This window comes from Pseudomonas putida, assembly GCF_003228315.1.
Classification (GTDB): Bacteria; Pseudomonadota; Gammaproteobacteria; order Pseudomonadales; family Pseudomonadaceae; genus Aquipseudomonas; species Aquipseudomonas putida_S.
The window spans coordinates 419,358-445,686 of the sequence record NZ_CP029693.1 but is presented as its reverse complement, the minus strand read 5'-3'; the positions used below and the strand labels follow the sequence as shown (position 1 = coordinate 445,686).

Sequence of the window (26,329 nt, the reverse complement as noted above, 5' to 3'; positions counted from 1 at the left end):
TACACTCCCCATGTGGGAGCGAGCCTGCTCGCGATTGGGTCGCCTCGGTCTAAATGGACAACCGCAAAGCCAAGGCCGCCAAGGTCACCAGCAACACCGGCACCGTCAACACAATCCCGACCCTGAAGTAAGCCCCCCAGCCAATGCGAATGTTCTTGCGCTCCAGCACATGCAGCCACAGCAGCGTTGCCAGGCTGCCAATCGGCGTGATTTTAGGCCCCAGGTCGCTGCCGATGACGTTGGCGTAGATCATGGCCTCCTTCACCACACCCGTCGCCTGACTGGCATCAATGGAAAGCAGGCCGATCAGCACCGTCGGCAAATTGTTCATGATCGACGACAACAGCGCTGTCAGCACCCCGGTCCCCATGGCCGCGCCCCACACGCCATATTCGGCGAAGCCGTTCAGCCATCCCGCGAGATACCCGGTGAGCCCTGCGTTGCGCAGGCCGTAAACGACCAAGTACATGCCCAGCGAGAAAATCACGATATGCCAGGGCGCCCCTTTCATGACCTTGCGCGTGGAAATCTTGTGGCCGCGCCCCGCAATGACCAGTAACAAGGCGGCACACACCGCCGAAATCGCGCTGATCGGAATTCCCAACGGTTCCAGGGCGAAACACCCGAGCAGCAGAATCACCAGGACCGCCCAGCCGGCGTAGAACGTCGCCTTGTCATGGATGGCGGACGCCGGGTGCTCCAGTTGCTCGGGATCATAGTCTTGGGGAATGTCACGCCGGAAAAACCACATCAGCACCGCAAGCGTCGCCGCCACGCTGACCAGGTTGACCGGGATCATCACCACCGCGTAGCGGTTGAAACCGATCTTGAAAAAGTCCGCGGAAACGATGTTCACCAGGTTCGACACCACCAGCGGCAGGCTCGCGGTGTCGGCGATGAAACCGGCGCCCATGACGAACGCCAGGGTCGCCGCCCGGGAAAAGCGCAATGCCACGAGCATGGAGATGACGATGGGCGTAAGGATCAGCGCCGCACCGTCGTTGGCAAACAACGCCGAAACCAGTGCGCCGAGCAACACCATGCAGGCGAACAGCTTGCGCCCGCTGCCCCGCCCCCAGCGGGCCACATGCAGCGCGGCCCAGGCGAACAACCCGGCCTCGTCCAGCAACAGGCTGATGATGATCAGCGCGACAAAGGTGCCGGTGGCATTCCAGATGATCTGCCACACCAACGGAATGTCGCTCAGGTGCACGACGCCGAACAGCAGCGCCAGCAACGCGCCAGATACCGCGCTCCAGCCTACGCCCAGGCCCTTGGGTTGCCAGATCACCAGCGTGATGGTCAGCAGGAAAATCAGTGACGCGATGAGCATCCGGGGCAGCCTGAGTCAATTGAGCCAAATTGAAGACAGACCGCCCCTGAAACTCCCGACACGGATCCGTCACAACCGAATCACATGCCCTTCCAATGGTGCGGCCTGCCCATGAAACAAGCGAGCAATGACATCCTGCGCCGCCTCAAAACCCCGGCTTTCTACCACCTCCAGCAATGGCTTTTCAATCGCCGTCACCTTTTTGTAAAACTCGCGCAAGCCTTCGCCGATATGCTGGCTGACCCCTTCCGGCCCCCAGTCGGTATTGCGCTTGCGAATCTGGATCGGCGCAAAAAAGAATACCGGCTGGGGGCCTTCGATCGCCGTCAGCCGAGCCTCATCGGTGCTCTGCGCTGATCCCGCGAAGCAACTGTAGAGCAATTGACCGGAAAAATGCTGGTGTACCCGGTCACGCAGATCCAGGTCGCCGGAAAAATCCACGTAGAGCGTCGGACGATCATTTGGCAGAGTCGCGAGCTCTTCATAGGAGACCGTGCGCTCGTAACAATCCAACTGCTCGACAAAGGCCTTGTTGCCCGCCGAGGTCAGCGCCACCCTCTCCAGAGCAGGATGATTGTCCAGGCACACGGCGGTGCCATAGGCGGTTTTGCTTGAGGCGCTGGAGAACACCAGACGCGTCGCACCGAAGAATTGGTTGTCCTGGAGAAAGTCGGCGAGCATCGAAGACGTCAGGAAAAGCGGTTTGAGCAGGATTTGCAGGTTTTCGCTGTCGGGGCTGTAGTACGTGTCCCAACTGCAACGGGTGTACTGGTTGTAGGCCGAGGTCAATCCGAGCCGGTGTTCGGCAGCGTCGTAGAACCCTCTATCGGTGACCCGCTCGGGGCGCATCCACAGGTGACTGGCAATCGGAAAATAACCGTAGAAGCGCTCACCGACTTCGATGCCTGGCACTTGTGAAGCCACGACATCGGCAAAGCCCCAAGCCGGCACGTGGCCCCATTCTGCGAGTCCCGTAGGAAAGAATCCCCAATAGTTCATGGAATCGCCGTAGGCCGCGTAGGTAATGTTGTTGGTCGTCAGGGCGCAACGATCAATTTTCACGATCACCTCCCCTTCGCCCGCAATCAGGCTGCGTTGTTGCTGCTCGACGCGACTCTGGTCCAGGGCGTTTTTACGGGTAATCAGCCGTGTTACCGTGCTCAAACTTTGCATCTTTTCAGTCTCCTGCTGCGACAGTGTGGCGGGTAGCAACAGCGTAAGGGCAACCGATGAAGCGCGGGTTCGGAAACAGCAAGGCCCCATTACCCACTCTCAATCCACGTGCAAAGCCGTTGAAACGGCCGAGCCAGGCCCGGGCGATTTTCACTGTCGAGGCGATTTACCAGGCTTTTGTTCGGATTTGGCAGCGAGATGGCTGGCCTGGATTGACCACCCGTGAAGTGGCACTGGAGGCCGGCGTTGCGATCGGCACCCTTTACGATTACTTCCCGAGCAAGGAGGCGCTGCTCTCCGGCTACATACGACATCAAATGGATGCCTTGCTACGGAATATCGATGAAGCCGTCGTACGGGCCAGCGAACTGGACTGGGCAACTCGAATCAAACGTCTGGTGCGCCTGACCTGCGACCCCGATGACGCCCGCTACCCCCTGTTCAATCATGCCGCGTCGCTCATCGAACACCAGATTGCCGAACCCAAACATCACCAGCGGGTGTTCGAAGAACTCATGCAAAAGTGGCGCGAAGCCTTCGCAGCCTGTGGCGACCTGCCCACGCCTCCTTCGCCATCCACCATCGATGCCTGGGTGATCATGGCGTGGGGTGGCCGACGCTATTGCATCACTGCGCAACCATCGGCGGCGCAAATCGCCGCCTGGTTGTCGGAAATGGAAACGATGATCTGTAGCCGTCTTTTGTAGGAGCCGAGCTTGCTCGCGATGAACCTCAACGATCACACGGGCTTACTGGTTAAACACGTTGGCCTCGGGCTACTCGTGAGCAAACTCCTCCTGCGGGACCGCGGTTTGTCAGACTTTCTTGTGCTGTTCGACCCACTTTCCGTAGGAATCGATGAATTTTTGCAGGAACGGCTTGACGGAATCCGACAGTTTCCCCGACTCGTCAAATGCCGAACCGGCGCCACCCAAGTAGGCCTCCGGCTGCTGCATCATCGGTACATCGAGAAAAACCATGCATTGGCGCAGGTGATGGTTCGCGCCGAACCCACCTACAGCACCCGGCGAAACACTGATCACCGCGCCCGGCTTGCCACTCCAGACCGCCTTTCCATAGGGGCGCGAGCCCACGTCAATGGCATTTTTCATCGGAGCGGGTATCGAGCGGTTGTATTCCGGGGTGACGAACAGCACTGCGTCGGATGAGCGAACTTCCTGTCGGAAAGTGCTGTAGGCTGCCGGCGGGGTCGCACCATCGATATCTTCGCTATAGAGCGGCAGATCGCGGATTTCGACAATTTTCAGGTTGAGGTTGGCCGGCGCCAGATCCGCCAGCGCCAAGGCTACCTTGCGGTTGATCGATGCTTCACGCAGGCTGCCGACGATGACAGCGACGGTATAGACATTGCTCATGGGGGGCTCTCGTTTGTCCGTGGGAGAAGCCTCTAGTTATAGTGATCAGATGACGATTCAACCAGTGAACATAGGTATATCCGGGTCCTGAATATTTTTTTTACCCAGGAAAACTTCCCGTGGGCGGTAGCGGTCTATTCAAGCCGCAACCCCAGCGTTTTATCTCCAGAGGTTTTAAGCAGATGGCAGCAGTACTCGTCGGTCAATTCCACGCAAGAGACGCAGAAGGCCGCGTTTATTCGGTACATGAGTTCCAGGACTCCACACAATCGGTAGATGGTGCACCGCTCACTACCTACAAACTGGCCCATGGCGACCGCGTCAAAAAGCTCGATGACAACGAGTTTCAGCTGGTACAGAGCGGCGTTAGCCTGACCCGCGAGCCGGAATCGATCGTAGCTTCTTAAGTACCGCAGATTGGGCGTTATGATCAGAAGTCATATGCACGGACTTGGGTTAGGATTCAGCCACTGACTCCTTCACCTGCTGAACATGGACTTCACGCATGCGTTTACGCCATATCGAAGTGATCCAGGCGCTCCTGCAGACCGGTCATATGGGCACCGCCGCCGAATGGTTGCAGCTGCCCTCGACCGAGGTTGAACGGATTTTGCGCGAGGCTGAGGATCAGTTGGGTTTCATGCTGTTCTCCAGCGTGCGCGGACGTTTACAGGCCACCCGCGAAGCGCGGGAGCTGCAAGTTGAAATTGCCCATGTCTACGATGCGCTTGAACCGGTACAGCGCCTGGCCGCCAGCCTGCGGCAATATCTGGCGCCCCCTTTGCGCATCATCGGCACTCCGCCCCTTGCCCAGCAACTGCTGCCACAAAGCATCGCGGCCCTGCGCCGGCGCCTGCCTGATGCGCCTTGCACCCTGCTGAGCCAACCCACTCGTGACATCGTCAGAAGCCTGTTGCTGCGTGAAAGCGACCTGGGCCTGAGCCTGCATGACCCGGATCGCAGCGAGATTCAGTGTCAGGTGATAGCCCAGGGCAAGTTGCAACTGCTCGCCCCCCATGGCTGGCTACAGCCGAAGCAGAAATACATTTCTCTCCAGGACCTGGCGGGGCAAGCGATGGTCGGTCTCGAAGGGCATGATCCGCTGAGCCCGGCCCTGGAGCACAAACTGCATGCCCTGCGCCCGGCACCGGTGGTTCAGACCCGTGTGCAGACCCATCAGATGATGCGCAGCATGGTCGAGGCTGGCGAAGGCCTGGCCATCGTCGACCCTTTCACCGCACTCGGCGCCAAGGCCGCCGGGCTGGATGCCTGCCCGCTGGCCCCTGCGGTGCCAATCAGCGTCTATGCCCTGACATTGAAAAACGGCGAGCCTTCGCCCGCCGTCCAGACCTTGCTGGACATCATCACGGAACAAGCCGCGGCGATGATGGCGAGCTGATCGGGTTTTCCAGCGGATTATCGAAGACGCGATACCAGAACAGCGCCACTTCGGCAGTATTGGGGTCGATACCCCGATAGCGCATGTGATCAATGCCGCCAATCACGAAACCGCAACGCTCATACAGCCGGCACGCTCCCAGATTGTTGTTCTGGGTTTCCAGCATGATGCCCGGCAGCTTTTTCTTGCGACTCCAGAATTGCGCCACGTCGAGCAGTGCCTTCGCCACCCCGTGGCGTCGGGCCGGCGCATGCACCGCCAGCTCGTCGATATGGGCAAAACCGTTCCAGTTGGTGCTGATCACCAGGTGGCCGACCGGCTCGCCATCCAGGAAGGCCATGAAAATCGCGCTGTCGGCAGCGTCGCGGAAGCTGCTGAATTCTTCCGGGTCGATTCCATAGCATTTTCGGTAGGGCGTGATCGGCGTCACCAGCCATCGCTCGACTGGCTGGCCTATTTGCGGGGTCCCGTAGGCTGCCACTTCAAAGCTGAAATCGCTGCCCCAGATGTAGGTGGCGAAGCTTTCATCGGCAACGCGCACCGACAACCCCGGGTTAATCGGATTCATGTCCGCTTGCATACTGGGTAACGTCCTCATTCCTTGATGCAATCGACGGTGTAATGCCGCCCATTGCCCTCATCTTCATGTTGCAATCCGTGCACATCGGCTACGAACCCCGGAAAACTGCTGTCGAACGTGCGGGCAAACGCCAGGTAATCGATGATCGAGCGAGTCGCTGCGGTAAAACGCTCGCCAGGCATGATCAACGGAATTCCCGGCGGATAAGGCACCAGCATCACCGCAGCGATACGCCCGTCCAGGGCATCGATCGACACCGCTTCGACATCGCCTCGCACCAGATGGTCATAGGCATCCGCAGGTTTCATGGCGACTTCCGGCAACACCGTGTACATGCGCTTGAGATGCTTTGCCGTGGCGTTGCTGCGATAGCAGGCATGCAGTTGATCGCACAGGTCGCGCAAGCCCATGCCCTGGTAACGCGCAACATTCTGCTGCGCCACACACGGCAGGCAAGTTGCCAGACTGACGTTGGCATCGTAACTGCGCTTGAACTCCAGCAACTCGGTCAGCAGCGTGCTCCATTTGCCCTTGGTGATGCCCATGGAGAACAGCACGAGGAACGAATACAGACCGGTCTTTTCCACCACCAGCCCGCGCTCCCAGAGGAACTTGCTGACCACGGCCGCCGGAATCCCGCGCTCACTGAGGGCACCACCGGCGTTAAGACCCGGCATGACCAGGGTGACCTTGATCGGATCGAGCAACACATAATCGTCGGTCACGTCGCCGAAGCCGTGCCAGTCCTCCCCGGGCTGCAGCAGCCAGTCCGCAGTCTCCACCCGCTCGATACCCTCCGCTGACGGCGGCTGCCAAATGGAAAACCACCAGTCGTCAGCCGCAATGTGCTGGCGCAGATTCGCCAGCGCACGACGGAAACTCAGGGCCTCGTCGAACATTTCCTGTAGCAGCGAACGCCCCGCGCCGCCTTCCATCATTGCCGAAGCAACGTCCAGCGAGGCGATGATGCCGTACTGCGGCGACGTGGAGATGTGCATCATGAACGCTTCATTGAAGCGGTCCCGGTCCAACTGTCGCGCACCGCCATCCTGCACGTGGATCATCGAGGCCTGACTGAAGGCCGCCAACAGTTTGTGGGTGGAGTGGGTGGTGAAGACCAGCGGGCTGTCTTCGCTGCAGGAGGTGCCCATGCCGTAGCGCCCGGCAAAAAACTCATGGAAGGCCGCGTACGCGTACCAGGCTTCGTCGAAGTGCAGCACCTCGACACTGTTGCCCAGTTGCTGCTTGATCAACTCGGCGTTGTAGCACAGGCCGTCATAGGTGGAGTTGGTCACCACCGCCAGCTTGACCCTCGGCGCCCGGCCCTTGGTCAACGGGCTGGCATCGATCTTGGCCTGGATCGATTGCGGGCTGAACTCGCTCAGCGGAATCGGGCCGATGATCCCCAATTCATTGCGTTCCGGGCACAGATACAAGGGGATCGCGCCGGTCATGATGATCGAGTGCAGTACCGACTTGTGGCAGTTGCGGTCCACCAGCACCAGGTCATCGCGCGCCACCATGGAATGCCAGACGATCTTGTTCGCGGTGGAAGTGCCATTGATCACGAAGAAGGTGTGATCGGCACCGAAGTTGCGCGCCGCCCTGGCCTCGGCTTCGGCCAGGGGCCCCGTGTGATCGAGCAGCGAACCCAGCTCCGGCACTGAAACCGACAGGTCCGAACGCAGGGTGTTTTCCCCGAAGAACTGGTGAAAGGCCTGCCCCACCGGGCTTTTGTAATAGGCCACTCCGCCGCCGTGACCGGGAGTGTGCCAGGAATAGTTGGAATCGGCGGTGTGTTGCACCAGCGCCTTGAAGAACGGTGGCAGCAGTCCGTCCAGATATTTGCGCGCAGCGCGCGCCACTTGCCTCGCGAGAAACGGCACGGTGTCTTCGAACAGGTACAGAATGCCGCGCAGCTGGTTGAGTTCGGCCATGGCGTCGGCCGGCGCGTTTTCCAGGGTCACCTGCTCGCCCAGGGCGAAGATCGGAAGATCCGGCGCACGTACGCGGGCCAACCCGATCAGTTCGGCCATGTTCTGGAGTAAATGGGAGTGAGCGCTGGCGTCTTCCGCCGCGATCAACATGCACGACAAACCGTGATGAGTCGAAGCGACCAGACGCCCTTCGGTGTAATCCACCGCCGAGACGATGCTGAAACCTTCCTGCTCCAGCTCCCGGGCGATACCCCGCACACGGTCGCCGGCGACGGTATCGGCCTTGATGTCGCGGTGGACGATCAGGACCGGGAATTTCAGATCTTTATACATGAGGCTCAGTGTCCTGAGGCGGCAGGCCAGAGCCTGCCAATGACCTCAGGGTAGAGGGTTGAAGCGGATGTGGCGAGCGCGATGCACTGAAAAGGGTCAAGAGACAAAGCGATCTTTTTTGAATGGCTGCCTACGCCTGAGCTTCAGCCTCGGCCAATTGCAACCACAACGCCGGCGCCCCGGCTGACTTGCTGATGACTTCCAGCCGCGCCACGTGTTGCGCCAGGTCATCCTCGCTGGCGTGGATGATGCGCCCCGGTTTGCGGTCTGCCGGCAGGCGACGGATTTCAGTGGCCGAGTTGTCCGCACCTTCGCCGGAACCGTTGCCATCAGAGGCATTGCCCGCCAGGGACAAGCTGGTCTGGCCGCCCGTCATGGTCAGGTAAACGTCGGCGAGAATCTCGGAGTCGAGCAAGGCGCCGTGCAGTTCACGGCCGGAGTTGTCGACGCCATAACGCTTGCACAGGGCGTCGAGGCTGTTGCGTTGTCCCGGGTGACGTTCCCGGGCCATCAGCAGGGTATCGAGGACCGAGCAATGCTGTGTGATGTCCGCACGATCCTGCTGGCCCATCAGGGCGAATTCGTTGTTGATGAAGCCAACGTCGAACGCCGCGTTATGGATGATCAGCTGCGCGCCCTTGATGAACTCGAAGAACTCTTCGGCCACCTCGGCGAAACGCGGCTTGCCCACCAGGAATTCGTTGGTGATGCCGTGGACGCCGATGGCGCCTTCATCACTTTCACGGTCCGGTTGCAGGTAAACGTGAAAATGCCGGCCGGTCAGGCGCCGACCGATCAGCTCGACACAACCGATTTCGATAATCCGGTGGCCGTCGGTCACCGGCATGCCGGTGGTTTCGGTGTCGAGTACAACGGATCTGGTGGCCATCAGTGCTCAGCTCTCAATCGGTCAATCGTGCAAAAAGGCGGCGATTCTAACACGCTCCTACAGTCCGCGTACTTCGTCCACGCCACGGTTGGCCAACTGGTCGGCACGCTCGTTGCCGTGGTGGCCAATGTGCCCGCGCACCCACTTCCAGGTGACGTTGTGGCGACTGACCTGCTCATCGAGCATCTTCCACAGGTCGGCGTTTTTCACCGGCTCTTTCGCGGCGGTCTTCCAGCCGCGTTTTTTCCAGTTGGTCATCCACTCGGTGATGCCTTTCATCACGTACTGCGAGTCAGTGACCAGCAGCACATCGCAGGGCCGCTTGAGCTCCTCCAGGCCACGGATCGCGCCCATCAGCTCCATGCGGTTGTTGGTGGTGTTGGCTTCACCGCCCCACAGTTCCTTTTCAACGCCCTTGTACACCAGCAATGCGCCCCAGCCGCCAGGGCCGGGATTGCCCTTGCAGGCGCCATCGGTGAACAGTTCTACGCTATCGCTCATGCCAATCCATCCAGAAAACACGGTGGCTCGCCGATCGCTGATCGACAACGCCCGAGACCGGGGCAGCCCCGGCCGGAAATATAAAAAAGAAGGTGTTACGGTTCGATGCGGCGGCGATTGACCTTGGCCATCGGCAAGGGAATCAGCTTGCCCATCGGCTCGCGGCGCTCCTGGCGGACCGGCCGCAGGCCGACCACGATCTTGCGCGCGACCAGTAGATAGAAGCCGCCACCGGACAGTTGCCAGTTGCCGGCCATGCGCTCCCAACCGGCCAGGCGGGTCTGCCAGGCAGGCGAAGCAAGCGGCGGACGATAGCACCCGAAGCGACGTTTCTCCAGCGCGAAGCCCAGCAGGTTCAGCCAGTCAGCCACCCGCGACGGCGAGATGCAGCGGGCTTTGCGCAAAGCATCATGAGCGAACACGTGCCGCAGCCCCCAGCTGCTCCAGGGATTGATACCGATGATCAGCAGATGTCCACCGGGGCGCACGCTGCTCGCCGCTTCGCGCAACAGGCCGTGGGGTGACAGACAGAAATCCAGCCCGTGCTGCAGCACCACGACATCGGCGGCATGTTCGCTCAATGGCCAGGCCTGCTCTTCGCAGACGATCTCGACCCCCGGCAATGGCGCCCCCAGACGCACATTGCGCTGCACCTGCGGCGCCGACGGCGGCGTCTGGGCCGACGGTCCGTAGTGCACCAGATAGCCGCCGAAGAAACGGCCCAACTCTTCCTCGAGCATGCGTCGCTCTTCATCCAGCAAAAACTGCCCGAGCGGGCCGGACAGCCACTCGCGCGCCGCGCTGATCAACGCCAGCCAGTCAGGATCAGCCTGAGCGAACGCTTTATCGGTCATTGCATTCTCCAACGCGTCAGGAAGTTCTAAGATGCGCCTTTGTTTTCCGCTTGGCGAATCCGACGATGATACAGATCAGTGCCCTGCCCGCCTTCACCGACAACTACATCTGGTTGCTCCAGGACCACAGCAGCCGACGTTGCGCGGTGGTCGACCCGGGCGATGCCGCGCCGGTACAGAATTGGCTCTCGGCCAATCCGGGATGGGTGCTCAGCGATATTCTGATCACTCACCATCATCATGACCATGTCGGCGGCGTCGAGCAGCTCAAGAAAGCGACAGACGCAAAAGTCTATGGACCGGCCAGCGAAAACATTCCGGGGCGGGATATCGCGCTCAAGGATAACGATCACATCCAGGTGCTGGGCCATGACTTCGAGATCATTGCCGTGCCCGGTCATACCCTGGGGCACATTGCCTATTATCACCATGGCCTGCTGTTTTGTGGCGACACCCTGTTCGCCGCCGGTTGCGGGCGCCTGTTCGAGGGCACGCCGCAACAAATGCACGCCTCGCTGTCCCGCCTCGCGGCGCTTCCCGAAGACACCCAGGTGTTCTGCACCCATGAATACACCCTGAGCAACTTGCGCTTCGCAGCCGCTGTCGAACCCGGCAATCCCGACACCCTCGAACGCCTGGCGACGGTGACCCGTCAACGGGAAGACGGTGTCATCACGCTGCCGTCGACAATCGCCCTGGAGAAGCGCACAAATCCGTTTTTGCGCACCGCAGAAACATCCGTTAAAGAAAAAGCGGACGAACGGACCGGCACCGATAACTCTGCGCCCGATATGGTTTTTGCGACGCTCAGAGCGTGGAAAGACAAGTTCTGAACAGTCTGCACGATGGTACGAAAACCGCGAATGGTTGACCGCGGGGGGTGCGCTTTCTAGAATCGCCCGACATTTTTGCCCGGAACTCACGTTCAGCCAATGTCGTCATCCATTCGAAATGCCATCAGTTCGGACGCGTTAACCCGCCTGGCGCAAGCCATAGCGGTGGCTGTGTCCGCGACATTGGCGGGCTGTTCCAGCCATGCGCCGCAAACCGACGCGGCGCACACTCCGAATATTGCCGCGCGCGCCAAGCAGAAGCCCGTCTGGCTCAGCGAAAAGCCGAGCCCGCAGATTCCGCAGGACGTCTGGGAGCGCATGCGCCAGGGCTTCCAGTTGCAGGATGGCCTGGGCGTCAACCCGCGCATCGAGCAGCAACGCCTGTGGTTCGCCAGCAATCCCTCTTTCCTCGAAAACGCCGGCGAACGCGGCAGCCTCTACATTCACTACATCGTCGAACGCCTGGAAGAGCGCAACATGCCGCTGGAGCTGGCACTGCTGCCAGTGATTGAAAGCGCCTATAACCCGATGGCCTATTCCCGGGCCGATGCGGTTGGCCTGTGGCAATTCATTCCCTCCACCGGGCGTTACTTCAACCTGCGTCAGACCCGCTTCTATGATGGCCGTCGCGATATCACCGCATCGACCACCGCCGCGATGGACTACCTGACCCGTCTGCACGACATGTTCAACGGTGACTGGCTGTTGGCCCTGGCCGCCTACAACGCCGGTGAAGGCACGGTCAGCCGCGCCATCGAGCGCAATGAAAAGCTGGGACTGCCAACCGATTACTGGAACCTGCCGCTGCCTGCCGAAACCCAGGCCTACGTGCCGAAGCTGCTGGCACTGTCGCAAGTGGTACTGGCGCCCGAAGCCTACGGCGTGAACCTCAATCCGATCGCCAACGAGCCGTACTTCAAGGTCGTCGAAATCAACCAGCGCATGGACCTGTCCAAGGTTGCTGCCGTAGCCAACATCGACGAAGACGAACTGTTCCAGCTCAACCCGGCCTTCAAGCAACGCACCACCATCGACGGCCCCCAGCATCTGCTGGTGCCGACGTCCAAGGCACAGTTGCTGACCACCAGCCTGCAGACCATGCGTCCTGAAGAGCTGATCAGCAAGAAGGCGCTCAAACCCGTATTCGAAGGTGCCGACGATACCCAGGTGGCGAGCGTCAGACGCAATTACCGGGTCAAGCGCGGTGACAACCTCGGCTCCATTGCCAAGGCCAACAACCTCGACATCAAGGATCTGCAGCGCTGGAACAAGCTGAGCGGCAAGAACCTCAAGCCGGGCCAGACACTGGTCCTGCAAGACACCAGCAAACGCAGCTCCGGGCGCATCAACACCGTGGTTGCGGCCAACAACGCCAAAACCAAAGGCGAAGCCAAAAAGCCACAGGCCAAATACAAGGTCCAGCAAGGTGACTCGCTGTACATCGTGGCCAAGCGCTTCAACGTTGAGATGCAACACCTCAAGCGCTGGAATCCCCGTGTCGGGCAGGCACTCAAGCCTGGCCAGATGCTGACGGTCTCGAACCCGCACTAAAAATGAGCCCCTGATTTTCAGGGGCTTTTTTTAGGTTGATTTGCAGATACTTGTAGGAGCAAGGCTTGCCCGCGATGGTGACCTTGAGACCGCTATCGCGGGCAAGCCTTGCTCCTACAGAAAGCAAATCGATCTAGATATCCAAAGCCCCGCGCGACGCCACAACGACCAGATTCTCAAGCAATTAACCCAGCATTAACCCCCGCCTTTTTCCATTCCATACAAGCTGTTACTGTACGATCCACAAAGCCCAAGCCGCCTGGATCGGATTCCTTACTTGAAGCGTGCCCTCCTCTCGCTCCTGATCAGCCTGGCCTTGAGCTCCCCCGCAAGTGCGACGATCAGCGAAAGCCATGGTTATGCGCAGTTCGGCACGCTCAAGTACCCGGCCAGATTTACCCACTTCGACTGGGTCAACCCGCAAGCGCCCAAGGGCGGCACATTGCGGGTGATGGCGTTTGGCACCTTCGATACGCTCAATCCCTACACTTTCAAGGGCACCAGCCCGGTTACCACGCCGAACTTCCTGCAGTACGGCATCAACGAACTCAACGAACCATTGATGGTCGGCACCGGCCAGTACGCACCGTCCGGAGACGAGCCGACCTCCAGCTATGGCCTGATCGCCCAATCAGTGGAATACAGCGAAGACCGCAGCTGGGTCGTGTTCAACCTGCGCCCCGAAGCACGCTTCCACGATGGCACCCCGATCACCGCCTACGACGTGGCGTTCTCCTACCGCCTGCTGCTCAAGGAGGGCCACCCGCTCTACCGCACCAACCTGCAGGAAGTGCAGCGGGTGGACATTCTCAGTCCGCAACGCATTCGCTTCGTGTTCAAGCGGGCCGGCAATCCCTTGCTCATCCTGCGCTTGGGCGAGCTGCCGGTGCTGCCGCAGCATTACTGGAAAGGTCGTGATTTCAAGGCCACCACCTTCGAACCACCCTTGGGCAGTGGGCCATACCGCATCACCTCGGTCACCCCGGGTCGGCAGATCGTGTTCGAACGGGTCAAGGACTACTGGGGCAAGGACTTGCCGGTCAATCGCGGCAAGTACAACTTCGATCGCATGGAGGTCGAGTTCTACCGCGACAGCGATGTCGCGTTCGAAGCGTTCAAGGCCGGCGAGTTCGACATCTATATCGAGCATCAGGCGAAGAACTGGGACACCGGCTACAACTTTCCGGCAATACGCCGGGGCGAGATGATCAAGGCGCAGATCCCGCACCAGATCCCGACCCAGAGCCAGGGTCTGTTCATGAACAGCCGTCGCCCGACGTTCGCCGAGCCCAAGGTGCGTGAAGCGCTGGGTTTGATGTTCGATTTCGAGTGGACCAACCGTACCCTGTTCAGCGGCGCCTACAAGCGCGCCCTGAGCTATTACCCCAACAGCGAATTCTCCGCCACCGGCCTGCCGGTCGGCCATGAATGGCTGTTGCTCAAGCCCTGGCGCGAGCAGTTGCCCGCCCGATTGTTTACCGAGCCGTTCAGCCTCCCGCAGACTCAGGGTCAGGGCATTCCCCGGGAGACCCTGCGCAAGGCCCTGGGACTGTTGGCCGAAGCCGGCTGGAAGCTCAATGGCCAGCGCCTGCAGAATGCTGCCGGACAACCGCTGCGACTGGAGATCCTGCTGGTCAATCCGAACCTGGAACGTATCCTCCAGCCCTACGTCGAGAACCTCGCCAGCATCGGCATCGACGCCCGGCTCCGCACGGTGGATCGCGCCCAGTACAAACAGCGCCTCGATCAGTTCGATTTCGACATGATCCTCATGACCCTCAACCAGACCCTGAGCCCCGGCCTGGAACAGTGGCAGTACTTTCACTCCAGCCAGGCCGCGATCAAAGGCAGCAAGAACTACGCCGGCATCGCCAATCCGGTGGTCGACCATCTGCTCGATCAACTGCTGGCCGCCCAGACCCGGGATGACCAGGTCGCTGCCGGCAAGGCGCTGGACCGGGTGCTGCTGTGGCAGCACTACATCATTCCCAACTGGTACCTCAATTATCACCGCCTGGCTTACCGCAACCGGTTGGCCTTTGTCACCACGCCGCCCTACACCCTGGGCCTGAGCGCTTGGTGGCTGAAATCTTCGGAGAAAGATCGATGAAACCCATCAGCGCCCTGCTGTTGCAGGCCAGCGCCTTGTTGTTTGCCGGGCTGGCCTGTGCCGCGCCGCAACATGCCCTGACCCTGTACAACGAGCCGCCGAAGTACCCGGCGGACTTCAAGCACTTCGACTACGTCAACCCGGACGCGCCCAAGGGCGGGATCTTTCGCCAAGCCGGCTTCGGCGGTTTCGACAGCCTCAACCCGTTCATCAGCAAGGGCGTGTCGGCCAACGATATCGACCTGATCTACGACACGCTGACCAAGCACAGCCTGGACGAACCCTTCACTGAATACGGCCTGATCGCCGCCAAGATCGAAAAAGCCCCGAACAACGACTGGGTGCGTTTTTACCTGCGCCCCGAAGCCCGTTTCAACGACGGCCATCCGGTACGTGCCGAAGACGTGGTCTTCAGCTTCCAGACCCTGATCAAGGATGGCGCGCCGATGTATCGCGGCTACTACAACGACGTCGAAGACGTGGTCGCCGAAGATCCGCTGACCGTGCTGTTCAAGTTCAAGCACAGCAACAACCGCGAACTCCCCCTGATCCTCGGCCAGTTGCCGGTACTCCCCAAGCATTGGTGGGCGACCCGGGACTTCAACAAAGGCAACCTCGAAGCCCCGTTGGGCAGCGGACCTTACAAGGTCGCCGAAGTGAAGGCCGGCCGCTCGGTCCGCTACGAGCGGGTCAAGGACTACTGGGGCAAGGACCTGCCGGTCAACCGCGGGTTCTATAACTTCGATGTCATGCTCACCGATTACTACCGCGACAACACCGTGGCGTTGGAAGGTCTCAAAGCCGGGCAGTTTGATTACTGGCTGGAAATGACCGCGAAAAACTGGGCCAACGCCTACAACATTCCCGCCGTCACCGAAGGCCGGTTGATCAAGGAACAGATCCCCAACGGTAACCCCACCGGCATGCAAGGCTTCGTGTTCAACCTGCGTCGCCCGGTGTTCCAGGACGTGCGCGTGCGCGAGGCCCTGACCCTGCTGCTCGACTTCGAATGGACCAACAAGCAGCTGTTCAACAGCGCCTACGCCCGTACCCGCAGCTATTTCGAGAACTCGGAGATGGCCGCCACGGGCCTGCCGGACGCTGATCAGTTGGCGATCCTCGAGCCGTTTCGCAGCAAACTGCCGCCACAAGTGTTCAGCGAAGCCTTTGAAAACCCGACCACCGACGGCAGCGGCATGATCCGCACCCAGCAGCGCAAAGCCTATCAATTGCTGCAAGAAGCCGGCTGGCGCATCGTCGATGACAAGATGGTCGACGCCAACGGCAAGCCGGTGGTCATCGAATTTTTGCTGGCGCAGACCGAATTCGAGCGGGTGCTGCTGCCGTTCAAGCGCAACCTGAGCGACCTGGGAATCGACCTGGTGATCCGCCGGGTCGACGTCTCGCAATACGTCAACCGTGTGCGCTCGCGGGACTTCGACATGATCGTCGGCAGCTTTCCGCAATCCAATTCGCCGGGCAACGAACAGCGCGAGTTCTGGATGACCGCGGCCGCCGACAAACCCGGCAGCCGCAACTCCATGGGCCTCAAGGACCCGGTGGTGGACCAGTTGGTCGAGCAGCTGATCAACGCCGATTCGCGCAAAAGCCTGGTGGCCCACGCACGGGCACTGGACCGCGTGCTGCAATGGGGCTATTACGTGATCCCCAACTGGCACATCAAAACCTGGCGCGTGGCCTACTGGAACCACATCGGCCATCCGAAGGTCTCCCCCAAATACGACATCGGCACCGCCACCTGGTGGGTCAAGCCCGATGCCAAGCCGGCGATAGAGATCGAAACCAAACTGCAAGCCGACCCTGCGGGCACGGAGTAATCAGATGCTGGCGTACATTTTTCGGCGACTGCTGCTGATCATTCCGACCCTGTTCGGCATTTTACTGATCAACTTCGTGATCATCCAGGCCGCGCCCGGCGGGCCGGTGGAGCAGATGATCGCCAAGCTCGAAGGCTTCGAAGGCGCCACCAGCCGCATTGCCGGTGGCGGCGCGGAAGTGTCGGTGGCCGGCTCCGCCTATCGTGGCGCACAGGGCCTGGATCCGGCGCTGATCAAGGAAATCGAACATATGTACGGCTTCGACAAGTCGGCGCCGGAACGCTTATGGATCATGGTCAAGAACTATGCGCGGCTGGATTTCGGCGACAGCTTTTTCCGTGATGCCAAGGTCATCGACCTGATCAAGGAAAAAATGCCGGTATCGATCTCCCTCGGGCTGTGGAGCACCCTGATCATGTACCTGGTGTCGATCCCGCTGGGGATCGCCAAGGCCACGCGACACGGCAGCCACTTCGACGTCTGGACCAGCTCGGCCATCATCGTCGGCTACGCAATCCCGGCGTTCCTGTTCGCCATCCTGCTGATCGTGGTGTTTGCCGGGGGCAGCTATCTGGACTGGTTCCCGTTGCGGGGGCTGACTTCGAACAACTTCGATGAGCTGAGCCTGGGCGGCAAGATCCTCGACTACTTCTGGCACCTGGCGCTGCCGGTGACCGCTCTGGTGATCGGCAACTTCGCCACCATGACCCTGCTCACCAAAAACAGCTTCCTCGACGAGATCAACAAGCAGTACGTGGTCACCGCCAAGGCCAAGGGTTTGACCCGAAACCGCGTGCTCTACGGCCACGTGTTCCGTAACGCCATGCTGTTGGTGATCGCCGGCTTCCCGTCGGCCTTCATCGGCATCTTCTTCACCGGTTCGCTGCTGGTGGAAGTGATTTTCTCCCTTGACGGCCTCGGCCTGATGAGTTTCGAAGCCGCGATCAACCGCGACTACCCGGTGGTCTTCGGTACGCTGTTCATCTTCACTCTGCTTGGGCTGGTGGTGAAATTGATCGGTGATCTCACCTACACCTTTGTCGATCCGCGCATCGACTTCGAAAGCCGGGAGCATTGAGATGAACCTGTCCCCTCTCAATCGCCGCCGCTTCGAACTGTTCAAGGCCAACAAGCGTGGCTGGTGGTCGCTGTGGCTGTTCCTGATCCTGTTCGGCGCCAGCCTGGGCGCCGAGTTGATCGCCAACGACAAACCGCTGGTGGTGCACTACGACAACGGCTGGTACTTCCCCGCACTCAAGCGCTACCCGGAAACCACCTTCGGCGGCGAATTCCCGCTGGAAGCCAACTACAGGAGCCCGTACATCCGCGAACTGCTCAAGGCCAAGGATGCCTGGGTGCTGTGGGCGCCGATTCCGTTCAGCTACCAGAGCATCAACTACGACCTGCGGGTCCCGGCCCCCGCGCCGCCGTCGGCGGATAACCTGCTGGGCACCGACGACCAGGGCCGCGACGTGCTGGCTCGGGTGATCTATGGCTTTCGTGTGTCGGTGCTGTTCGCCCTGACCCTGACCCTCCTCAGCTCGATCATCGGTGTGGTCGCCGGGGCCTTGCAGGGTTTCTACGGCGGCTGGGTCGACCTCGCCGGGCAGCGCTTCCTGGAGATCTGGTCCGGATTGCCGGTGCTGTACCTGCTGATCATCCTTGCCAGTTTCGTGCAGCCGAATTTCTGGTGGTTGCTGGGCATCATGCTGCTGTTTTCCTGGATGAGCCTGGTGGACGTGGTCCGCGCCGAGTTCCTGCGCGGCCGCAACCTTGAATACGTGCGTGCGGCCCGGGCGCTGGGCATGCAAAATGGCGCGATCATGTTCCGCCACATCCTGCCCAACGCCATGGTCTCGACCATGACCTTCATGCCCTTCATCCTCACCGGCGCCATCGGTACCCTGACCGCCCTGGACTTCCTTGGCTTCGGTCTGCCGGCCGGCAGCCCGTCGCTGGGTGAACTGGTGGCCCAGGGCAAATCCAACCTGCAGGCACCGTGGCTGGGCATGAGCGCGTTTGCCGTGCTGGCGCTGATGTTGAGCCTGCTGGTATTCATCGGCGAGTCCGCTCGCGATGCCTTCGACCCGAGGAAGTGAAATGAATCAGGACAATCTGATCGAAGTGCGCGACCTCGCCGTCGAATTCGTCGTCGGCGCACACAGCCAGCGGGTGGTCGAGAACGTCAGCTTCGACATCAAGCGTGGCGAAACCCTGGCGCTGGTGGGTGAGTCCGGCTCGGGCAAATCAGTGACCGCGCACTCGATCCTGCGCCTGCTGCCCTACCCGCTCGCCCGGCATCCGTCGGGCACCATCGAGTATTCCGGGCAGAATCTGCTGAACCTGAAAGAGAAAACCATCCGCCACATCCGCGGCAACCGGATCGCGATGATCTTCCAGGAGCCGATGACCTCGCTCAATCCGCTGCACTCGATCGAGAAGCAGATCAACGAGGTGCTGGGCATCCACAAGGGTCTGGTCGGCAAGGTCGCAACCAAGCGCACCCTCGAACTGCTGGAAATGGTCGGCATTCCCGAGCCCGAGAAACGCCTCAAGGCCCTGCCCCATGAATTGTCCGGCGGCCAGCGCCAGCGGGTGATGATCGCCATGGCGCTGGCCAACGAGCCGGAATTGCTGATTGCCGACGAGCCAACCACCGCGCTGGATGTGACGGTTCAGCTGAAAATCCTCGAATTGCTCAAGGAATTACAGGCCCGCCTGGGCATGGCCTTGCTGCTGATCAGCCACGATTTGAACCTTGTGCGAAGAATTGCGCATCGCGTATGTGTCATGCAGCGCGGTTGCATCGTCGAACAGGCATCGTGTGAAGAATTGTTTCGCGCGCCGCAGCATCCGTACACCCGGATCCTGCTGGCAGCGGAGCCCAGCGGGACGCCGGCGACCAATGAAATAGGGCCGCCGCTGCTGTCGGTCGAGGACCTCAAGGTCTGGTTTCCGATCAAAAAGGGCCTGCTCAAGCGCACGGTGGATTACGTCAAGGCGGTGGACGGCATCAACTTCAACCTGCCCCAGGGCCAGACCCTGGGGATTGTGGGCGAAAGCGGGTCCGGCAAGTCGACCCTGGGTCTGGCGATCCTGCGGTTGATCGCCAGCCAAGGTGCGATCCGTTTTGAAGGCAAACAGCTAGACTGCCTGACGCAACAACAGGTCAGGCCACTGCGTCGCGAGATGCAGGTGGTGTTCCAGGACCCGTTCGGCAGCCTGAGCCCACGGATGTGCGTGAGCCAGATCGTTGGCGAAGGCCTGCGGATTCACAAGATCGGCACCGAGGCGGAACAGGAACAAGCGATTATTGCGGCACTCAAGGAGGTAGGTCTGGACCCGGAAACCCGGAACCGCTACCCCCACGAATTTTCCGGCGGGCAACGGCAGAGAATCGCCATTGCCCGGGCATTAGTGCTAAAACCGGCGTTGATTTTGCTGGACGAGCCGACTTCGGCCCTGGACCGCACCGTACAACGCCAAGTGGTGGAGCTTTTGCGTTCACTGCAAACCAAGTACAACCTGACGTATCTGTTTATCAGCCATGACCTGGCTGTGGTCAAGGCGCTGAGCCACCAGCTGATGGTGGTCAAGCATGGCCAAGTGGTCGAACAGGGAGACGCGCAAAGCATTTTTGCCGCCCCCCAACATCCGTATACACAGCAGTTACTGGAAGCCGCCTTCCTGGCTCCGGAAACTGCGCAATAACCTGAAAGAGGAGCAACACATGGGTTTTCTCGCCGGTAAGCGCGTACTGATCGTCGGTGTCGCCAGCAAGCTGTCCATCGCATCCGGCATCGCCGCCGCCATGCATCGCGAGGGCGCTGAGCTTGCCTTCACTTATCAGAACGACAAACTCAAGGGTCGTGTCGAAGAATTCGCACAAGGCTGGGGTTCGAGCCCTGAGCTGTGCTTCCCGTGCGACGTGGCCAGCGATGAAGAAATCGCCAAGGTTTTCGAAGAGCTGAGCAAGAAGTGGGACGGCCTGGACTGCATCGTGCACTCCGTCGGCTTCGCCCCGGGCGACCAACTGGACGGCGACTTCACCGAAGCCACCACCCGTGACGGTTTCCGCATCGCTCACGACATCAGCGCCTACAGTTTCGTGGCCCTGGCCAAGGCCGGTCGCGACATGATGAAAGGCCGCAACGGCAGCCTGCTGACCCTGTCGTACCTGGGCGCCGAGCGCACCATGCCGAACTACAACGTGATGGGCATGGCCAAGGCTTCCCTGGAAGCTGGCGTACGCTACCTGGCCGGCTCCCTGGGCCCGGAAGGCACCCGCGTCAACGCCGTATCGGCAGGCCCGATCCGCACCCTGGCCGCTTCCGGCATCAAGAACTTCCGCAAGATGCTGGCTGCCAACGAAGCGCAAACCCCGCTGCGTCGCAACGTCACCATCGAAGAAGTCGGCAACGCCGGCGCGTTCCTGTGCTCGGACCTGGCATCCGGCATCAGTGGCGAAATCATGTACGTGGACGGCGGCTTCAACACCACCGCCATGGGCAACATCGAAGAGTGATCTTCGGTTAGCCAATAAAAACCCGCCTGATTGGCGGGTTTTTTGTGCCTGCGATTTAACGCACGACACCATCCACTGTAGGAGCGAGCCTGCTCGCGATGAACCCGAGAACGCCACGGGGTGTCAGGCTTCCCTCGTTATCGTTAACGTCCATCGCGAGCAGGCTCGCTCCTACAGGGTTATACGGTGTTCAGACATTCGGCAAACAACTGCTGAATCGGCTGCTGCCGCTGGCTATAGCGCTGCAACAGCACCATTTCCCGGTAAAACGTCAGTTCCCCCAACCGGATCACCCTGACCTTCGCCCCATGCTCCAGCCACAACCCGGCTTGCGGCAACAGCGAAACACCCAACCCGCACTCGACCATTTTCACAATGGCCTCAAGTTCATCCAGCTCCAGCGCCACCTGCACGTCAATCTGCTGCTCACGCAGAAACCGCGTCACCAGGCGCCCGCCGAATGAGTTGCGGTCGTAGCGCACATGGGGATGCTCGGCGAGTATCTTTAGCGGCTCCTCGCCCTCAAGGTCCATGGGCACGATCAGCACAAACGGTTCACGGCGAATAACCTGGGCCGACAGCTCCTTGGGCAACTCGAACGGAGGCTTGATCATGATGGCCAGGTCCACTTCCCCGGTGTCCACCTGACTCAGCAGGTTCAGCGACACACCGGGCACCAGTTTCGGCTCCAGCCGAGGCGCCTGCTGACGCAAACGCAACAGCGCCTGAGGCAGCAGGCCAGTCTGCGCCGTGGCCACCGCGCCAATCTTCAACTCGCCCCGGTACTCACTGACATCATCGCTGATCGCCATGCGACCGAAGATCTCCAGCATCTCCCTGGCCATCGGCAACGCCCGCTGTCCAGACGCATTGAGCAGCGCCTGACGCCCGGTACGATCGAACAGACGGATGCCCAACGCCTGCTCCAGATTGCGAATCTGCGCACTGACCGCCGACTGCGTCAGGCCGATGTGCATACCCGCCGCAGCGAAAGTGCCGTAGCGGGCCACGGCGATGAAAGTCTTCAGTTCTCGCAGCATGACGACCCTCGATTGATCGAAATTATTCTTGCTCGCCACAAAAACTATCGTCATTCAATCGAAAAATATAGCGCTAGACTGACCAGAATCTCCTGAGAACCGAGGCATACCTGATGCAACTGTCCCCTTTCCACCTCGCCATCCCGGTATATGACCTGGCCGCCGCCCGACACTTCTACGGCAGCGTGTTCGGCCTCGAAGAAGGCCGCTCCAGCGATCACTGGGTCGATTTCAACTTCTTTGGCCATCAACTGGTGATCCACCTGGCGCCGAAAAACGCCTCGCAGGAAGCCGCCCACACCAACGCGGTGGACGGCCATGACGTACCGGTGCCGCATTTCGGTGTGGTGTTGGGGATGGCGGAATGGGAAGCGCTGGCCGAACGCTTGAAATCGCTGGAAACCCGCTTCGTGATCGAACCGGGTATCCGCTTTCAGGGGTTGGTCGGGGAACAGGCGACGATGTTTCTGTTTGATCCGTGCGGCAATGCGCTGGAGTTCAAGGCGTTCAAGGATATTGGGCAGTTGTTTGCCAAATAGGGTGTCGCCTGCAATGGCCCCATCGCGAGCAGGCTCGCTCCCACAGTGGATGTGTATTCACAAAGCTCATTGTGGGAGCGAGCCTGCTCGCGATGGGGGCAGTCCAAACACCGCAGTATCAACGGCCCAACACCCGCTCAGCCTCCACCAACAACTCCTCCACCGTCTCATGCTGCCCGGGATCATGCTCGACCTGCCCAATGCTGAAGCGAATCCCATACCCGCGATGCTTCATGGTATTGCGCTCATCGAGCATCTCCTCCAGCCGCGCCTTGATCGCCGCGACATCCACGCCGCACGAGCCAGTGAGCAAGGCAACGAAGGTGGCGCCTTCCAGCCGGCCAATCACGTCGCTTTCCCTGAAGCCGATGCTCAGCACATCGGCGAAGGTTTTCAGCGCGTGATCGCCCTCGGATCGACCGAACAGGTAGTTGATGCGCTTGAACTCTTCAAGATTGAAAAACAGCAGCGTCGCTGGCCGGCCCAATCGTTGACAGGCGTCGAGCCCCAGTTGGGCCAGGGCGATGAAGCCATGCCGGTTGGGTAACAACGTCAATTCATCCATGCTCGCCATCTGCACGCCGATCAACTCTTGCTCGGCCTTGCGGGCCAGATCGCGCAGCAGTTCGCGTTCGTGTTGCGGCGTCCCTGCACATACGCGTGTCTTGTGCGGTTTGCCTGAGGTCAGCATCGGATTCTCCCTTCTTGGTTATAGTTTTAGAGTCCTCGATTGCGGGTTTGACTCCGAATTCATTGACCGATGGTCATGTACCGGCCACCGGACACGGCCCTCCGGCGTCAGCCCACAGCTTGAATTGCGTGACAAAAACATCGTGCGGCACCGGCACCGGTGCGCGATTGCCCCCCGGATTCCAGCCCCACAGCACCAGCTTGTCTTCGCTGACATGCTTGATCAGCGCAGCGAAATCACGATCGCCGTTGCTCGCGCGATCCTTGATCATGTTGCACAGCCTGTCGGGTGGCAGGCCGATCCAGGCCATCTTGTGCGCGGCTGGCGGCAGGCTCCAATGGGGTGCACCCGGTGGCGCCGCCGGGCCGTAACTGGCCGGTGGATTGGCCTCGGCATGGCACGTGGCGCAGGGCAAACCCGCAGCACCCTTGCCGTCCATGCCACGCACCACGTTCATCGCGTGGGGTTTTCCGGCATCGAACTGTAACGGCGAATCACCCGGGATATGGCAGTTCTGGCAACGGGGGCTCTGGAAGACCTGCTGCACGGTGTCGAAAGCCTTCAGCGCCTCCTTGTCATCGGCGAACAACTCGGTGGCATAGATGAACAGGCACACCAGGATCAGCGTTCCGAGAATCCAGTGATGGCGTTTCATCTCACACCCCCGACAGTTGCAGCGGCAGTTCCCGCAGGCGTTGCCCGGTCAGGGCGAACACCGCGTTGGCCACCGCCGGCGCCGTGGGCGGCACGCCGGCCTCGCCGATGCCACCGGGCTTCTCGCTGCTGGGCAGGATGTGCACCTCGACCACCGGCATCTCATGCAGCCGCAGCACCTGGTAATCGTGGTAGTTGGACTGCACCACTTGCCCGTCCCTGATCGTCAGCTTGCTGTGCAAGGTGAAGCCCAGGCCGAAGGCGATGCACGACTCCATCTGCGCCCCGATGCTCTTGGGGTTGACCGCGATCCCGCAGTCCACCGCACACACCACCCGATGCACGCGAATAGCCAAATTGTCCTGGGAGACCTCGGCAACATGCGCCACATAACTGCCGAAGGATTCATGCACCGCGACACCCAGGGCATGGCCATCCGGTAACGGCGCCTTCCAGTTGGCCTTCTCCACCGCCAGATTCAACACACCCAGATGCCGCGGATGATTCTTGAGCAGGGTTCTTCGGTACTCCACCGGATCCTTGCCCGCCGCCGTGGCCAGTTCGTCGATCAGCGATTCCATGACGAACGCGGTATGGGTATGCCCCACCGAACGCAGCCAGAGCACGCTGATCCCGGTTTTCGGCGAATGCAGCTGGACCTGATGGTCCGCCAGGTCTTCCAGGTAGGGACTGTCCGCCACACCCTCCACCGAGGTCTTGTCGATGCCGTCCTTGACCATCGCCGCCTCAAGCGAAGTGCCGGCCATGATCGACTGGCCGACCAGTACATGCTTCCACGCCATCGGCAGGCCATCCGGCCCCAGCCCGATCCGCGCCTGATGCAAAAATGCCGAGCGGTAATAACCGCCACGGATGTCATCTTCCCGTGCCCACACGGTTTTCACCGGCGCGCCGGCAGCCTTGGCGACCTGCACCGCTTCAGCAACGAAATCCGAGGTCGGGTTGGCCCGCCGACCGAAACCACCACCGAGGAATTCGGTGTGGATCTCGACCTGCTCGGGTTTGAGCCCGGTGATTTTCCCGGCGATCATCTGGTCCAGGGTCTGGAACTGCGTACCGGTCCAGATCTCGCATTTGTCCTGGGTGATTTTCACCGTGCAATTGAGCGGCTCCATGGGCGCGTGAGCCAGGTACGGCACGCTGTACTCGACGTCGATGGTTTTGGTCGCCTTGGCCAATGCGGCCTTGGCATCACCGGCCTGACTGGCGGGCAGGCCCGGAGTAGCCGCGAGTTTGCGAAAGCTCTCCAGCAGTTTCTGACTGTCGAGCCCGGCATTCGGCCCCAGGTCCCATTCCACGTGCAATGCATCGCGCCCCAATTTCGCCGCCCAATAATGATCGGCGATCACCGCCACGCCGGTCGGCACCTGCACCACTTTGCGCACGCCCGGAATGGCCAGCGTCTGGGCACCCTCGAAGGATTTGACGCTGCCACCGAACCCCGGCGGACGGGCGACCATTGCCGTCAGCAGACCGTCGAACTGCACGTCCATGCCGAACTTCGCGCGGCCGGTGATTTTCTCCGGCGTGTCCAGGCGCTTGGTGGGTTTGCCGATGATCGTCCAGTCCTTGGCCTCCTTGAGCTTGATCGAAGCAGGATCCGGCACCGGCAGCTTGCCGGCATCATCGGCCAGTTCGCCGTAGCTGGCGCGCTGGTCGCCGGCAATCACCACGCCGGACTCGGTGCGAATCGTCGACGGCGCGACGTTGAAGCGCTTGGCCGCCGCCTCGACCAACATCATCCGGGCCGCCGCGCCGGCTTGGCGGTAGCGGTCGAACTCCATCCAGGTCGAGGTCGAGCCGCCGGTGATCTGCATGCCGCCAAACCCGGGAAGCCCATAGTCCCTGGCAGAGGCCGGGGAATGTTCGACACGGATCTTCGACCAGTCGGCGTCAAGCTCTTCGGCAATCAACATGGTAAGGCCGGTCCAGATGCCCTGGCCCATTTCCGAATGCCCCAACAGCACCGTGACGCTGTTGTCATTGCCGATGCGCAGGAAGGCGTTGGGTGCGAACACACTGCCTTCGTTCTCCGCGCCAAGGGCAAAACGATGTGCGCCGGGAATGACAAACGCCACCACCAGCCCGCCGCCCAATACGGCGCTACCTTTCAGAAAACCACGACGAGACAGCGGATTGAGAGCGTTCATGG

24 protein-coding genes are annotated in these 26,329 nt (G+C 60.7%); 12 read left to right on the top strand and 12 right to left on the bottom strand.

Going from position 1 to position 26,329, the window contains the following annotated elements; translation table 11 throughout:
- Nucleotides 1-49: 49 nt before the first annotated feature.
- Nucleotides 50-1,333, bottom strand: coding sequence for an arsenic transporter (locus DKY63_RS02100; protein ID WP_110962581.1), 1,284 nt, complete (start codon nt 1,331-1,333; stop codon nt 50-52).
- 69 nt (nt 1,334-1,402) lie between these two features.
- On the bottom strand, nt 1,403-2,506 hold the full coding sequence (locus tag DKY63_RS02095) for a DUF2855 family protein (RefSeq protein WP_110962580.1): 1,104 nt from the start codon (nt 2,504-2,506) through the stop codon (nt 1,403-1,405).
- A 56-nt stretch (nt 2,507-2,562) separates the two neighbouring features.
- On the opposite strand from DKY63_RS02095, the gene DKY63_RS02090 reads away from it, so the two are divergent.
- Complete coding sequence (locus tag DKY63_RS02090) at nt 2,563-3,213, top strand: TetR/AcrR family transcriptional regulator (RefSeq protein ID WP_110962579.1); 651 nt, start codon at nt 2,563-2,565, stop codon at nt 3,211-3,213.
- Nucleotides 3,214-3,321: 108 nt separating this feature from the next.
- Here DKY63_RS02090 and DKY63_RS02085 read toward each other — a convergent pair whose 3' ends face one another.
- On the bottom strand, nt 3,322-3,882 hold the full coding sequence (locus DKY63_RS02085; protein WP_110962578.1) for an NADPH-dependent FMN reductase: 561 nt from the start codon (nt 3,880-3,882) through the stop codon (nt 3,322-3,324).
- A gap of 182 nt (nt 3,883-4,064) precedes the next feature.
- On the opposite strand from DKY63_RS02085, the gene DKY63_RS02080 reads away from it, so the two are divergent.
- Nucleotides 4,065-4,289 carry a hypothetical protein gene (locus DKY63_RS02080; protein WP_110967819.1) on the top strand — a complete coding sequence of 75 codons (225 nt, stop codon included), beginning with the start codon at nt 4,065-4,067 and terminating at the stop codon, nt 4,287-4,289.
- Between the two features lie 98 nt (nt 4,290-4,387).
- Nucleotides 4,388-5,281, top strand: coding sequence for a LysR substrate-binding domain-containing protein (locus tag DKY63_RS02075; protein ID WP_110962577.1), 894 nt, complete (start codon nt 4,388-4,390; stop codon nt 5,279-5,281).
- Here DKY63_RS02075 and DKY63_RS02070 read toward each other — a convergent pair.
- The 5 genes from DKY63_RS02070 to DKY63_RS02050 all read right to left on the bottom strand — a co-directional run bounded on the left by DKY63_RS02070 (nt 5,247) and on the right by DKY63_RS02050 (nt 10,375).
- Nucleotides 5,247-5,861: a GNAT family N-acetyltransferase gene (locus DKY63_RS02070; RefSeq protein WP_110962576.1), complete on the bottom strand. Its 615-nt coding sequence runs from the start codon at nt 5,859-5,861 to the stop codon at nt 5,247-5,249. The two genes, DKY63_RS02075 and DKY63_RS02070, sit on opposite strands and share 35 nt — an antisense overlap.
- Nucleotides 5,862-5,875: 14 nt before the next feature.
- On the bottom strand, nt 5,876-8,131 hold the full coding sequence (locus DKY63_RS02065; protein ID WP_110962575.1) for an Orn/Lys/Arg decarboxylase N-terminal domain-containing protein: 2,256 nt from the start codon (nt 8,129-8,131) through the stop codon (nt 5,876-5,878).
- Between the two features lie 130 nt (nt 8,132-8,261).
- On the bottom strand, nt 8,262-9,020 hold the full coding sequence (gene dnaQ, locus DKY63_RS02060; RefSeq protein WP_110962574.1) for a DNA polymerase III subunit epsilon: 759 nt from the start codon (nt 9,018-9,020) through the stop codon (nt 8,262-8,264).
- Nucleotides 9,021-9,077: 57 nt separating this feature from the next.
- The gene (gene rnhA / locus DKY63_RS02055) at nt 9,078-9,521 is read right to left on the bottom strand and encodes a ribonuclease HI (protein WP_110962573.1); all 444 of its coding nucleotides are present in this window, start codon (nt 9,519-9,521) and stop codon (nt 9,078-9,080) included.
- 95 nt (nt 9,522-9,616) lie between these two features.
- Nucleotides 9,617-10,375 (bottom strand): methyltransferase domain-containing protein, encoded by a 759-nt coding sequence (locus tag DKY63_RS02050; protein WP_110962572.1) that lies wholly within the window; start codon nt 10,373-10,375, stop codon nt 9,617-9,619.
- Between the two features lie 65 nt (nt 10,376-10,440).
- Here DKY63_RS02050 and gloB point away from each other — a divergent pair, with 65 nt between their 5' ends.
- The 8 genes from gloB to fabI all read left to right on the top strand — a co-directional run bounded on the left by gloB (nt 10,441) and on the right by fabI (nt 21,232).
- Nucleotides 10,441-11,208, top strand: a complete 768-nt coding sequence (gene gloB, locus DKY63_RS02045) for a hydroxyacylglutathione hydrolase (protein WP_110962571.1) — start codon at nt 10,441-10,443, stop codon at nt 11,206-11,208.
- A gap of 99 nt (nt 11,209-11,307) precedes the next feature.
- A complete protein-coding gene (locus DKY63_RS02040; RefSeq protein ID WP_110962570.1) occupies nt 11,308-12,759 on the top strand; it encodes a transglycosylase SLT domain-containing protein in 1,452 nt (483 codons plus the stop codon).
- Between the two features lie 277 nt (nt 12,760-13,036).
- Nucleotides 13,037-14,869, top strand: a complete 1,833-nt coding sequence (locus DKY63_RS02035; RefSeq protein ID WP_110962569.1) for an extracellular solute-binding protein — start codon at nt 13,037-13,039, stop codon at nt 14,867-14,869.
- The gene (locus DKY63_RS02030) at nt 14,866-16,707 is read left to right on the top strand and encodes an extracellular solute-binding protein (RefSeq protein ID WP_110962568.1); all 1,842 of its coding nucleotides are present in this window, start codon (nt 14,866-14,868) and stop codon (nt 16,705-16,707) included. The genes DKY63_RS02035 and DKY63_RS02030 overlap by 4 nt, the downstream gene beginning before the upstream one ends.
- A 4-nt stretch (nt 16,708-16,711) precedes the next feature.
- On the top strand, nt 16,712-17,785 hold the full coding sequence (locus DKY63_RS02025) for a microcin C ABC transporter permease YejB (protein WP_110962567.1): 1,074 nt from the start codon (nt 16,712-16,714) through the stop codon (nt 17,783-17,785).
- A gap of 1 nt (nt 17,786) precedes the next feature.
- The gene (locus DKY63_RS02020) at nt 17,787-18,806 is read left to right on the top strand and encodes an ABC transporter permease (RefSeq protein ID WP_110962566.1); all 1,020 of its coding nucleotides are present in this window, start codon (nt 17,787-17,789) and stop codon (nt 18,804-18,806) included.
- A 1-nt stretch (nt 18,807) separates the two neighbouring features.
- Nucleotides 18,808-20,418, top strand: coding sequence for an ABC transporter ATP-binding protein (locus tag DKY63_RS02015; RefSeq protein ID WP_110962565.1), 1,611 nt, complete (start codon nt 18,808-18,810; stop codon nt 20,416-20,418).
- Nucleotides 20,419-20,437: 19 nt separating this feature from the next.
- Nucleotides 20,438-21,232, top strand: coding sequence for an enoyl-ACP reductase FabI (gene fabI / locus DKY63_RS02010; RefSeq protein WP_110962564.1), 795 nt, complete (start codon nt 20,438-20,440; stop codon nt 21,230-21,232).
- Between the two features lie 179 nt (nt 21,233-21,411).
- Here the strand turns inward: fabI and DKY63_RS02005 are convergent, their stop codons facing one another.
- The gene (locus DKY63_RS02005; protein ID WP_110962563.1) at nt 21,412-22,272 is read right to left on the bottom strand and encodes a LysR family transcriptional regulator; all 861 of its coding nucleotides are present in this window, start codon (nt 22,270-22,272) and stop codon (nt 21,412-21,414) included.
- Between the two features lie 113 nt (nt 22,273-22,385).
- Here DKY63_RS02005 and DKY63_RS02000 point away from each other — a divergent pair, with 113 nt between their 5' ends.
- Nucleotides 22,386-22,811, top strand: coding sequence for a VOC family protein (locus DKY63_RS02000; protein WP_110962562.1), 426 nt, complete (start codon nt 22,386-22,388; stop codon nt 22,809-22,811).
- A gap of 118 nt (nt 22,812-22,929) precedes the next feature.
- On the opposite strand, the gene DKY63_RS01995 is transcribed toward DKY63_RS02000, so the two are convergent.
- From DKY63_RS01995 to DKY63_RS01985, 3 genes are all read right to left on the bottom strand, one after another.
- Nucleotides 22,930-23,502, bottom strand: a complete 573-nt coding sequence (locus tag DKY63_RS01995) for a GGDEF domain-containing protein (protein WP_110962561.1) — start codon at nt 23,500-23,502, stop codon at nt 22,930-22,932.
- A gap of 73 nt (nt 23,503-23,575) precedes the next feature.
- Nucleotides 23,576-24,157, bottom strand: a complete 582-nt coding sequence (locus tag DKY63_RS01990) for a hypothetical protein (protein ID WP_110962560.1) — start codon at nt 24,155-24,157, stop codon at nt 23,576-23,578.
- A gap of 1 nt (nt 24,158) precedes the next feature.
- Nucleotides 24,159-26,327: a xanthine dehydrogenase family protein molybdopterin-binding subunit gene (locus DKY63_RS01985; protein WP_110967818.1), complete on the bottom strand. Its 2,169-nt coding sequence runs from the start codon at nt 26,325-26,327 to the stop codon at nt 24,159-24,161.
- Nucleotides 26,328-26,329: the final 2 nt, after the last annotated feature.